The organism is Phenylobacterium sp., from assembly GCF_036963605.1.
Classification (GTDB): domain Bacteria; phylum Pseudomonadota; class Alphaproteobacteria; order Caulobacterales; family Caulobacteraceae; genus Phenylobacterium.
The window spans coordinates 38,511-48,336 of sequence record NZ_JBALUY010000013.1 but is presented as its reverse complement, the minus strand read 5'-3'; the positions used below and the strand labels follow the sequence as shown (position 1 = coordinate 48,336).

Annotated in this window: 12 protein-coding genes; 7 read left to right on the top strand and 5 right to left on the bottom strand. The window is 68.4% G+C overall.

Features of this window, described 5'->3' with window-relative positions; all coding sequences use genetic code 11:
* Positions 1-562, bottom strand: a 562-nt coding sequence (locus tag V7702_RS04305; protein ID WP_335648911.1) for a GntR family transcriptional regulator, incomplete at its 3' end; no start/stop codon positions are given.
* 82 nt (positions 563-644) lie between these two features.
* Here V7702_RS04305 and V7702_RS04300 point away from each other — a divergent pair.
* Both V7702_RS04300 and V7702_RS04295 read left to right on the top strand, forming a co-directional pair.
* The gene (locus V7702_RS04300; protein WP_335648910.1) at positions 645-1,073 is read left to right on the top strand and encodes a DUF983 domain-containing protein; all 429 of its coding nucleotides are present in this window, start codon (positions 645-647) and stop codon (positions 1,071-1,073) included.
* Between the two features lie 69 nt (positions 1,074-1,142).
* On the top strand, positions 1,143-1,328 hold the full coding sequence (locus V7702_RS04295; RefSeq protein WP_335648909.1) for a hypothetical protein: 186 nt from the start codon (positions 1,143-1,145) through the stop codon (positions 1,326-1,328).
* A 6-nt stretch (positions 1,329-1,334) separates the two neighbouring features.
* Here the strand turns inward: V7702_RS04295 and V7702_RS04290 are convergent, their stop codons facing one another.
* Positions 1,335-1,511: a hypothetical protein gene (locus V7702_RS04290; protein ID WP_335648908.1), complete on the bottom strand. Its 177-nt coding sequence runs from the start codon at positions 1,509-1,511 to the stop codon at positions 1,335-1,337.
* A gap of 100 nt (positions 1,512-1,611) precedes the next feature.
* On the opposite strand from V7702_RS04290, the gene V7702_RS04285 reads away from it, so the two are divergent.
* The gene (locus tag V7702_RS04285; RefSeq protein ID WP_335648907.1) at positions 1,612-3,246 is read left to right on the top strand and encodes an NAD(P)/FAD-dependent oxidoreductase; all 1,635 of its coding nucleotides are present in this window, start codon (positions 1,612-1,614) and stop codon (positions 3,244-3,246) included.
* Between the two features lie 9 nt (positions 3,247-3,255).
* Here V7702_RS04285 and V7702_RS04280 read toward each other — a convergent pair whose 3' ends face one another.
* Together V7702_RS04280 and V7702_RS04275 are read right to left on the bottom strand one after the other, a co-directional pair.
* Positions 3,256-4,038 (bottom strand): dienelactone hydrolase family protein, encoded by a 783-nt coding sequence (locus tag V7702_RS04280; RefSeq protein ID WP_335648906.1) that lies wholly within the window; start codon positions 4,036-4,038, stop codon positions 3,256-3,258.
* Between the two features lie 31 nt (positions 4,039-4,069).
* Positions 4,070-5,257 (bottom strand): acyl-CoA dehydrogenase family protein, encoded by a 1,188-nt coding sequence (locus V7702_RS04275; protein ID WP_335648905.1) that lies wholly within the window; start codon positions 5,255-5,257, stop codon positions 4,070-4,072.
* Positions 5,258-5,401: 144 nt separating this feature from the next.
* Between V7702_RS04275 and V7702_RS04270 the strand changes: the two genes are divergently transcribed.
* Genes V7702_RS04270 through V7702_RS04260 form a run of 3 tightly spaced genes read left to right on the top strand, consistent with a single transcriptional unit; the run spans position 5,402 to position 8,300 of the window.
* Entirely contained in the window at positions 5,402-6,541 is a 1,140-nt protein-coding gene (locus V7702_RS04270; RefSeq protein ID WP_335648904.1) for an amidohydrolase family protein, read from the top strand.
* Between the two features lie 24 nt (positions 6,542-6,565).
* Positions 6,566-7,411, top strand: coding sequence for a hypothetical protein (locus V7702_RS04265; protein WP_335648903.1), 846 nt, complete (start codon positions 6,566-6,568; stop codon positions 7,409-7,411).
* Positions 7,412-7,430: 19 nt separating this feature from the next.
* Positions 7,431-8,300: a TetR/AcrR family transcriptional regulator gene (locus tag V7702_RS04260; RefSeq protein ID WP_335648902.1), complete on the top strand. Its 870-nt coding sequence runs from the start codon at positions 7,431-7,433 to the stop codon at positions 8,298-8,300.
* Here V7702_RS04260 and V7702_RS04255 read toward each other — a convergent pair.
* Positions 8,297-8,911 carry a TetR/AcrR family transcriptional regulator gene (locus V7702_RS04255; protein WP_335648901.1) on the bottom strand — a complete coding sequence of 205 codons (615 nt, stop codon included), beginning with the start codon at positions 8,909-8,911 and terminating at the stop codon, positions 8,297-8,299. The genes V7702_RS04260 and V7702_RS04255 overlap by 4 nt on opposite strands.
* A 156-nt stretch (positions 8,912-9,067) precedes the next feature.
* Here V7702_RS04255 and V7702_RS04250 point away from each other — a divergent pair.
* Positions 9,068-9,826 (top strand): AMP-binding protein (locus V7702_RS04250; protein WP_335648900.1); only part of this gene is annotated, 759 nt, incomplete at its 3' end.

Here is a 9,826-nt window from a genome sequence, read left to right as displayed (position 1 = left end):
CCACCAGGGTTCCGCCACGCCCCACCAGGCCCCAGACCAGGGCCGACAGGGCGGCCTGGGCGCCGGGACAGACCTGCACCCGCTCGGGCGCCACCTCACCCAGCACGGGCGCCAGCCAGGCGGCGCCGCCCGCCCGCTGGCCCAGGGCGCCGAGGCCAGGGTGATAGGCCATGAGGGTCGCCGCATCGGTTCGCTGCAGCACCTCGGCCGTCGTCGCCTTTAGGCTGGCCGCAATCGACGGACCCTGAGGCTGGGGCGGCAGGTTCATGCTGAGATCAACGAGGCCGACCTCATCCTCGACCGCCAGTCGTCGGACGAAGGTGCCCCGCCCCACAGCGCCTTCCACCAGGCCCCGACTCCGGGCGACGCCATAGGCCCGGGTCACGGTGGTCAGATCGACGCCCATCAGGGCGGCCACCGTCCGCTGGGGCGGCAACTGGTCCCCCGGCTGCAACTCGCCCGACCGGATCGCCGTTTCCAGAGCCTGGGCCAGGGCGAGATAGATCGGCTCGCCGCCGCCCTTCGGCGCATGGCGGAGCCAGGGAATGCGGCGGATTGTCATTGTGATTGAAGTCCCGGACCAACCTCCATACATTATTTCATAATTGTATGGATACAAGCTCGCTTTGTATGGAGCCATCGAGATGGCGGAATCCTTCGACCACCCCTCAAGCCTCAGCGCCGGCCTTCGCTGCCGCTGTCCGAACTGCGGCCACGGCAAGCTGTTCAAGGGCTATCTGACCCTGGCCGAGGGCTGTGACCACTGCGGCCTGGACTACGGATTCGCCGATCCCGCCGACGGGCCGGCCTTCTTCGTGATGAGCGGCGTGGGCGTCGTCGTCACCACGCTCTGGGCCATCTGGGCGGTCATGGCCCAGCCGCCGATCTGGGCGCAGCTCGCCGTAGCCTTCCCCGCCATGATCGGCGGGTGCCTGGGCACATTGCGGCCGGTCAAGGCCTGGTTGGTGGCCGAACAGTTCGTCCACAAGGCCGGCGACGCCGAGTTCGTCAGCGTCGGCAAGCATGGCGAGGGCGGCTTCACCGTGGACCGCCGGAAAGCGTCCGGGGGTTAAAATCTCCGCGCCGAATTAACCTGCTGTTTGGCAAAGCGCACCACGGCTCTCCCCATGGGTAGAGATGACGTGACCTTGGAAGAGCGATTCAAACTGGCGGTGCGCCGCGCCTATGGCGCCGCAGGCGTGCGCCTGCAGGAGCACCACGCCGCCTCGCTGGCCAGCGTCTATGCGGACTGGGCACAGGAAGCCGACGACGGCGTCGTCGCGCGGGTGGAACGCGCCCTCGCCGCCTCCCTGGGCGTCAGGGCCTGACCTCTCCTATCGATCGCCCCGGTCGCCCTGCCCGGGCTTGGCCTTGGCCTGGGCCTCCTGGCGCTGGTCGGCGGCGAGGGACCGGCCCACATCCACCACCTCCTTGAACTTGCCGTCTTCATCGCGACGGACATAGCGCTTGTCGCCGGGGGTAGGCTCGATCAGTTCGCGTTTGCTGGTCATGACAGATCTCCTTTCTGAAGGGCGAATCCACAAGACCCCGGCCCGGTTCCTCCGGGGGCCGTATCGCGCCATGGCGCTCAAGCCGCTAAAGGGGGAGCTGATGCTGCGAATTTCCGAACTCAAACTGCCCCTGGACCACGCCCCGGACGCCTTGCCGACGGCCATCAGCCAGCGCCTGGGCGTGACCGAAGCCGACCTTCTGAGCTGGTCGGTTTGGAAACGGGCGCACGACGCGCGGCGCAAGTCGGCGATCCTCAAGGTCTATATCGTCGATGTCGAGGTGCGGGACGAGGCGGCCGTCCGCCAGCGCCTGGCCGGCGATCCCCATCTGCGGCCGAGGCCGGACACGGCCTATCGACTGGTGGCGACCTCACCCCCGCCCGGACGACTGCGGCCGGTGGTGATCGGGGCCGGCCCCTGCGGGCTGTTCGCCGGCTTGATCCTGGCCGAGATGGGCTTTCGGCCGATCATCCTCGACCGCGGCAAGGTGGTGCGCGAGCGGACCAAGGACACCTGGGCCCTGTGGCGTCGGAGCGAGCTGAACCCGGAGTCCAACGTCCAGTATGGCGAGGGCGGCGCCGGCACCTTTTCCGACGGCAAGCTCTACAGTCAGATCAAGGACCCGCGCTTTCTCGGCCGCAAGGTGCTGACCGAGTTCGTCGCAGCCGGCGCCCCGCCCGAGATCCTGACCGAGGCCCACCCCCATATCGGCACCTTCCGGCTGGTGACCATGGTCGAGGCCATGCGCGCCAAGATCGAAGCCCTGGGCGGGGAGTACCGGTTCCAGCAGCGGGTCACCGATCTGGAGCTGGACCGCGGCCCGGACGGCGGCCACCGGCTGCGCGGCGTCCACCTGCACACCGGCGAGTTCCTCGAGGCCGACCAGGTGGTTCTGGCCATCGGCCATTCCTCCCGCGACACCTTCCAGGCCCTCTATGACCGGGGCGTCCATATCGAGGCCAAGCCCTTCTCCATCGGCTTCCGCATCGAGCATCCGCAGTCCTGGATCGACCAGGCCATGTTCGGCCCCTGTGCCGGCCACCCCGACCTGGGGGCGGCGGCCTATTCCCTGTCGCACCCCTGCGCCAACGGGCGGACGGCCTATTCCTTCTGCATGTGTCCAGGCGGCACGGTGGTGGCGGCGGCGTCGGAGCCCGGCCGGCTGGTGACCAACGGCATGAGCCAGTATTCGCGCAATGAGCGGAACGCCAATGCCGGCTTCGTGGTCGGCGTCTCCCCGGCGGACTATCCCAGCGACCATCCCCTGGCCGGGATCGAACTGCAGCGGGAGTTGGAGGGCCGCGCCTTCATAGCCGGCGGCGGTGATTATTTCGCGCCGGGCCAGCGGGTCGGCGACTTCCTGGCGGGCCAGGCCTCGACCGCCCTCGGGATCGTCGAGCCCAGCTACAAGCCCGGCGTCAGGCCCACCGATCTCGCGCCCCTGATGCCCGACTACGTCATCGAGGCCATGCGCGAGGCCCTGCCCGTCTTTGGCCGCAAGATTCCGCGCTATGACGACCCAGAGGCGCTGCTGACCGGGGTCGAGACCCGCACCTCCTCGCCCATCCGTATCACCCGCGACGCGACCTTCCAGAGCCTGAACGTGCGCGGCCTGTTCCCGGCCGGCGAAGGCGCCGGCTATGCAGGCGGCATCTTCTCGGCCGCCGTCGACGGCATCAAGGTCGCCGAGGCCGTGGCCCGGGCCATGGCCGATGCGGGCGCCGCAGCCGCCTGACGCGCTGGCTCAGGCCTGACCCAGATGACGCTTCCAGAACGGCAGCCAGGAGTCCCGCTCGTGGGCGGGGATCTCCACATGGCGGCCGGGATTGATGTGCATGGTCTTCTCCGTCGAGCCGAAGGCGTCGAACAGGGCGATCCCCTGGTCGCGCTTCATCAGTTCGTCCTCCCACTGGTAGACGAACATCAGCGGGATCTGAATCTGCTCGGCCGCGGCCTTGTGGTCCTCAAGCCCCGGGAAGGCTCCGAACAGGCCGAAGATGGCGCAGGCGATCCGCGGCTCCTCGGCGACGAACGGCACGCCGAAGCGCGTGCCCATGGAGACGCCCCAATAGCCAACCCTGTGGTCTGACCCGATGAAATCGAGCGCCTGGGCCGCGTCCAGGGTCGCCTTCCATTCGGCGGTGACCTTGGCGACGGTCTCGGGATCGCGGGAGATCTTTGGCCGCTCGGCCCCTTCCGGCCGCTTGCCCTCCTGAGCGGCTCGGCCGGCGGCCAGGGCTGCGGCGCGGCCCTTTTCGGCGGCCTCGCGGCTGATGCGGTCGCCATGGCCCGGCGCATCGATGGCCACGGTCGCATAGCCCAGCGTCTGAGCGTGAGTGACGGCGGCGCCAGCGATATTGGCCGCCTTCTTGTGCTGAGAGCCCCCGTGGCCCAGCAGGATCAGGGGCCGCGAGCCCTTGGCGCCCTCCGGCGCCCAGACGCAGCCAGGCACTGTGTCGCCGCCCACCTGCAGGCGGAACTCCCGACGGGTGACGCCGTCAGCCGTCTTCTCTCCGATGAAGTCCATCTCGTCCCCCAGGGTCGTTTTTCTTGTGATGTCAGGCCGCCGCGCCGGCCGGATCGGGCAGGCCCAGGATGCGCTTGGATATGATGTTGTTCTGGATCTCGTAAGAGCCCGCATAGATGGTCGAGGCCTTGCCCGAGAGCCATTCACGGGTGTTGGCCAGGGCGTCAGGATCGAAGCCCTCCCCCTCCCAGCCCAGCCCGCCCAGGCCATAGATCTCCAGCAGCAGTTCGGCCCGGGTCTGATTCACCACCGAGGAGACGTTTTTAAGGATCGAGGTCGCCGCGCTCGGCCCCGCCCCTTTGGACTCCGCTGCGGCGCGATCCATGGTCAGCCGCAGCAGCCTGCGCTCCATCAGATGGTCGGTCAGCCGGCGGCGGATGTCTGTTTCGGCCAGACGTCCGGAGGCGTCGAGACCGAGATGATCGACCGCCACCTCGTTCAGTGGCCTGCCCTCCCCGGGGCGGGCGGGCGCGTCCTCGCTGCGCTGGCGCTCGTACTGCAGCAGGCGTTTGCCCACCGTCCAACCGCCATTGAGCGGCCCCAGCAGGTTCTCCTTGGGGACCCTCACGTCGGTGAAAAAGGTCTCGCAGAAGGGCGAGGAACCTGAGATCAGCCGGATCGGCCGCACCTCGATTCCCGGCGAGGCCATGTCGATCATCAGGAAGCTGATGCCTTCATGCTTCTTGCTGGCGTCGGTGCGCACCAGGCAGAAGCACCAGTCGGCGTACTGCGCGCCAGAGGTCCAGATCTTCTGTCCATTGACCAGGAAGTGGTCGCCGCGATCCTCCGCCCGGGTCTGCAGCGAAGCCAGGTCCGAGCCCGCGCCCGGCTCGGAATAGCCCTGGCACCAGCGCGTCTCGCCCCGCGCGATGGGGGGGATGTGGCGCTGCTTCTGATCCTCTGTCCCATATTCCAGCAGAGTGGGGCCGAACATCCGCACCCCCATGCTCCAGCCGATGGGGTTCCAGCCGCCGGCGGCGCGGATCTCCTCGCGGACCACGCGGGCCTCTGCCGTTGTCAGCCCGCCGCCGCCGTATTCTGGCGGCCAGGTGGGCACGCCCCACCCCTGGGCGCACAGGCGAGTCTTCCAGGTTTCTAGCGCCTCGGCGTCGGCGGCGGACGTCTGCCCCATCACTGGCGAGTGGCCGGCCAATTCCCGGGGGAAGTTTTCCGCCACCCAGGCGCGGGCGGCGGCGCGCAAATCGTCGAGTTCAGTCATGACATCCTGGGTAGGTTTAATTGGTGCGACCGTCAACAAAGAGGGTTGTGCAGCCTTGCCCGTGCAGGCCGCGGACCCGGTTGCGAACCCGTCGATCTTATGTATTGGTGTCTTCGTCAAAAAGAAAACGACAGAGGAAATCCCATGGCCCCCTATGCCAGCGGCCGCGTCTTTCACGACGCTGACAGCCATGTGATGGAGCCAGGCGACTGGCTGGTACCCCATGCGCAGGGCGCGCTGCTCGATCACTTGAAGGGGCGGAAATCTGCTGAGCGTATCGAAACCCAGGTCGCCGCCGCCCGCGCCCGGGCCGACGATCCGGAAGCCGCCCGCAAGGCCGCCGAGAAGCTCGTGGATGGGCCGAAGGGCTGGATCGCCTATGGCGCCTTCGACGCCCAGGAGCGCAAGCGCGCCCTGGATGAGCTGGGCTTTTCCCGCCAGCTGGTGTTCGCCACCTCGTCCCTGGCCCACTTCCGTGGGGCGGAAGATCCCGAGGTGCTGTTCGCCGGCGCCCGGGCCCACAACAAGGCCATGGCCGCGTTCTGCGCCGACCCCCGACTGATCGGCGTCGGCTTTGTGCCCCTCGATGATCCGCAGAAGGCTGTGGAGATCGCGCAGGAGGCCATCGAGCTCGGCTGCGGCGCCTTCTGGGTGCCCTCGACCCCGGCCGGCGACCGCTCACCGGGCCACCCGGACCTCGACCCCTTCTGGTCCCTGCTGGCCAGCAAGCGCATCCCCTTCATGCTGCACATCGGCCAGGGCTCACGGGTGCTGCCCAAGCAGTACAACAACAACGGCAAGCCCCGATCGCCCGACCTGCACGGCGGCGGCGAGAACCTGCGCTTCCAGGACTTCATCGTCCTGCCCTTCTCGGCCCAGATGTTCCTGGCGGCCATGGTCTATGACGGCCTCTTCGACCGGGTCCCGGACCTGCGCGGCGGCGTGATCGAGTTCGGCGCGGCCTGGGTTCCGGGCTTCCTGCGCCAGATTGATCTCGGCTATCGCAGCTTTTCCAAGACCGACCCGCAGCTGAAGGCCCTGGCCATGAAGCCGTCGGAATACATGCGCAAGCACATCAAGTTCACCCCCTTCCCCGGGGAGGATGTGGGCCACCTGATCGCCGACGCCGGCGCCGACCTCTTTCTGTTTTCCAGCGACTATCCGCACCCCGAAGGCACCACCGATCCCATCGGCCGGTTCGAGCGGACCTTCGAAGGCCTCAGCGAGGATGATCGCGAGCGGTTCTACAGCCGCAATTTCGAAGAGATGATGGGCGCGTTCTAGAGCGTCACAGACAGGGAGACCGTCATGGCCGACACCGTTCAGGGCAAGATCATCGAGGGCGAGTTCCGCAGCCCCCACAACGGCTTCCAGCAGGCGCCGGGCTCGATCCACAATGACGAGGTGGCCGCCAAGCTCGGCTTCAAGGGCGGCACGGTGCCGGGCTCGGTCCATATGGACCAGTTCGCGCCCATGCTGGTGGAGACCTATGGCGACGACTGGTTCGCCCGCGGGAGCATGTCCCTGCACTTCACCCAGGCGACGGTGGACCGCGAGGAGGTGAAGGCGGTGATGGAGGCGGCCAGCCCGCGCTCACGCCTGACCATGTTCAATCGCGAGGGCGACCAGGTCTGCGTCGGCACCGCGAGCGGCGAGACCCGTGACGCGGAGTCGGAGATGGCTCGCCGTATGGCCACCCAGGCTCTGGCGTCGCCTGGAGCGCTTCGCATCCTGGCCGGATACAAGGTTGGCGACGTCAACATCGACATTCCCATGCGCGTCGAGGCCGAGGCGCTGGAAAAGGCGCTGGGTCGCATCACCGAACGGCTGCCGATGTACGACGAGGGGGTCCTGCCGCCCTCCCACCTCATCAAGCTCGCCCATATGAGCCGCCCCACCGTGCTGGCCAAGGTGAACCAGTCCGTGGGCCTCTTTGGCGCCCTGGAGATCCGCATCATGGACGGGCCGCTCAAGGCCGGTCGCGACTATGTCGGGCGGACCACCATGCTGAAACTCACCGAAAGCCCGAAGACCGAAAACGCCTGGTACGACGTCGATATCGCCGACGCGGCCACGGGCAAGGATGTGGCCACGGTCACCTTCATGATCCGCTTCATGAAGGCCTCCTCCCCCCTCTGGGCCAAGTCGGCCTGAGGGGGTAAGCCTTGGCCCCATGGCCGCCCCGCGACACCAAGCTGAGACATCGCCCCCGCCGCGCCTGACGCGGGAGGCGCTGTACGACCAGGTCTGGACGACGCCGCTGTCGACCCTGGCCGTCCAGTGGGGGATCAGCCGCAACGGCCTGGCCAAGATCTGCGACAGACTGATGGTGCCCTATCCCGGGCGCGGCTACTGGAATGCGCAGAAGGCCGAGCGCCCGCCCCTGCCGCCCGCGCCGGCAGGCGTGGACGCCGAGGTGGACCTCTCGGCACGAGCCGGCCGCGCGCGCCGCGACCGGACCCGCCTCTCGCCCGAGGCCCGGCAGGACCAGCTGATGGCGGCGGCGGCGACCATCATCACGGCGGAGGGCCTGCATGCGGCGACCATGAAGCGCATCGCCCGCGAGACCGGCCTGAGCGAGGCCCAGGCGCACAACCTCTTTCCCCGGCGCGCCGATCTGCTGACCGCGCTCGCCCGGCGGGAGCTGGCGGCGATGAATGACGAGCGCCAGGCCGAGATCGAACGCGGACAGGACAACCTGACCAGGGTCACCCTGTCGACGCTCGCCTATCTGCGCCAGGTGGAGGCGCGCGGCGCCCTGATCCAGCGGCTGCTCAACAGCCCCGAAGTTCGCGCCGGCCTGCGGGCCGAGCGAGAGGTCCAGAGCGGCTATTCCCGCCGGCGCATGACCGAGCGTCTGCAGACCCGCTATGGCGTCGAGGCCGATCTGGCGCGCGGCGCGACCGTGGTGCTGACGGCGGTCTGCCTGCGGGCCGGGCGGCTGTTGGCGGAGAAGAAGATTCCCCTGTCCATGGCCGAGCGGTTGAGCCTGGCCATCGTCACCGGCGGCAATCGCGAGATCGTCCGCGAAGGTCGAAGCTAGACCGCGTCGGGCGTCAGGGCCCGCAGGGACGAACCGATCAGGCGCGCGGTGAGTTCGCGCCCCCGCTCTAAACTCAAGTCGCCGGCATGGACCAGGCGGCCGGCCTCCTCGGGGATGGTGGTCATGAGACTGAGCCCGGCCACCGCCTCCTTGGAGGCCAGAAGCAGGCTTGACCGGGCCTGGCGGGCCAGCCGCCGGGCGATGCGATCGCGGATGGCGGCGAGCGCGGGATCTATTCGTCCCGCCATGAAGGGATCGCGCAGCACGATGTGCGCCACCGGCCCTGCCTGGGCCACCTCTTCGAAGTAGAGCCCCGCGCAGGCCTGGGCGGCGTCGAACAGGTCCGCAAGCGCCGCCCCATCCTCCAGTCCTGCCGCCAGCAGCGCCGCAAAGCGGCGGGCCAGAAGCGCATTGGCCAGGTCGTGCTGATTGGGGAAGTAGGCGTAGATCAGCGCCTTGCTGACCTGGGCGGCCCGCGCCAGGTCCTCCAGGGGCAAGGGCAGCCCGCCATGGGCGATCAGCTGGACTTCGGCGGCGTCGAGAATCTGGCCCCGCCGCACCTCAGGGGAAAGCCGGGCGCGGCCACCCCTCTGCGCCGTTTCGGACCTCATGGGGGATTTGTGGGCCGCGTCTGGCGCCTAGGCAAGTTCCGCTGCGCGGAAGGCGAAGCCGTCTAGTGACATTCGCACCATTAGTGATCCATATTGGCCGGGCCAGGCCATCGAAGAAGACGCCATCGAGAGCGTCGCGGCCGGCAGGGAGGCCCTATGGCTGGACGGCTCGACGACGATTCTGCAAACGATCTGAAGGCGGCCGCCGAACTCGGCATGGCCCCGGCCTTCTGGGCCGCGCGACAGCCGGACAAGATCGCCATATTCGAGATGGCGGGTCCGACCCGGACTTTCGGCGAACTCAACGCCAATGCTAACCGCATCGCCCGGCTCCTGCGAGCCGAGGGCCTGAAGCCCGGGGATTCCGTCGCCCTGCTCTGTCCCAACCGGGCCGAATTCGTCGATGTGCTGTTCGCCACCCAACGCTGCGGCCTGCGCATGACGCCGGTGAACTGGCATCTGACGCCCGAAGAGATCGGCTATGTGATCGACAACTGCGAGGCCAAGGCCCTGTTCGCTGACGCTTCGGTGGCCGGCGCAGCCGAGGCCGCCGACCAGCGCCCGCGCCTGACCCTAAAGGTCGCCATCGGCGCCCAGCTGCCGGGCTTCCTGGACTATGACGCCGCGCTCGCCTCCTATTCCGGCGCCGATATCGACGATCCGATCCGCGGCCACACCATGCTCTATTCGTCGGGCACCACCGGCCGACCCAAGGGCGTCTACAAGCCGAACGCCCCGATACCGACCTATGACCCGGCCTATCAGGACGACGACGTCCACTTCTGCACGGGACCGGCCTATCACGCCTCGCCCATGGCCGGCGATGTGCGCAAAGCCCTGGTGAACGGCGTGCCGACGGTTCTCCTCGACCGGTGGGACAACAAGACGGTGCTGGCGACTATCGAGGCGCGCCGG

What these genes read in the sequence shown, in the direction of transcription:
- V7702_RS04300 (WP_335648910.1), top strand. Translation starts at nt 645, where the DNA reads ATGGCGGAATCCTTCGACCACCCCTCAAGCCTCAGCGCCGGCCTTCGC.
- V7702_RS04290 (WP_335648908.1), bottom strand. Translation starts at nt 1,511, where the DNA reads ATGACCAGCAAACGCGAACTGATCGAGCCTACCCCCGGCGACAAGCGC.
- V7702_RS04285 (WP_335648907.1), top strand. Translation starts at nt 1,612, where the DNA reads ATGCTGCGAATTTCCGAACTCAAACTGCCCCTGGACCACGCCCCGGAC.
- V7702_RS04280 (WP_335648906.1), bottom strand. Translation starts at nt 4,038, where the DNA reads ATGGACTTCATCGGAGAGAAGACGGCTGACGGCGTCACCCGTCGGGAG.
- V7702_RS04275 (WP_335648905.1), bottom strand. Translation starts at nt 5,257, where the DNA reads ATGACTGAACTCGACGATTTGCGCGCCGCCGCCCGCGCCTGGGTGGCG.
- V7702_RS04270 (WP_335648904.1), top strand. Translation starts at nt 5,402, where the DNA reads ATGGCCCCCTATGCCAGCGGCCGCGTCTTTCACGACGCTGACAGCCAT.
- V7702_RS04265 (WP_335648903.1), top strand. Translation starts at nt 6,566, where the DNA reads ATGGCCGACACCGTTCAGGGCAAGATCATCGAGGGCGAGTTCCGCAGC.
- V7702_RS04260 (WP_335648902.1), top strand. Translation starts at nt 7,431, where the DNA reads ATGGCCGCCCCGCGACACCAAGCTGAGACATCGCCCCCGCCGCGCCTG.
- V7702_RS04255 (WP_335648901.1), bottom strand. Translation starts at nt 8,911, where the DNA reads ATGAGGTCCGAAACGGCGCAGAGGGGTGGCCGCGCCCGGCTTTCCCCT.